Below are 278 nucleotides of genomic sequence, written 5' to 3'. Positions count from 1 at the left end.
CGACGGGTGGCGCCGACGCTGGTACATCATCATCTTCGAGGCCGAGACCCGCGCCGGCCGCCGGTTCGACGAAATCCTGCTGCTCGCCATCGTCGCTAGCGTGGCGGTGGTGATGCTCGACAGCCTGCCCAGCGTCCATGACCGGGCCGGCGCTTTGTTCACGGTGCTCGAATGGCTGTTCACGCTGCTGTTCACGGCGGAATACGCCATGCGCATCCTCGTCGTTCGCAAGCCTTTGCGTTACGTGCTGAGCTTCTATGGCGTCATCGACTTCGTGT

General features: G+C 63.3%; 1 protein-coding gene. It reads left to right on the top strand.

What is annotated here, in order from left to right:
• The coding region (locus RVY79_RS19305) for an ion transporter (protein ID WP_317466182.1) at positions 1–278 on the top strand (278 nt) is incomplete at both ends.

Origin of the sequence: Chromohalobacter sp. HP20-39 (genome assembly GCF_033052815.1) — a bacterium.
Classification (GTDB): Bacteria; Pseudomonadota; Gammaproteobacteria; order Pseudomonadales; family Halomonadaceae; genus Chromohalobacter.
The sequence above is the reverse complement of the archived record's forward strand: the minus strand, read 5'-3'. Positions and strand labels throughout refer to the sequence as shown.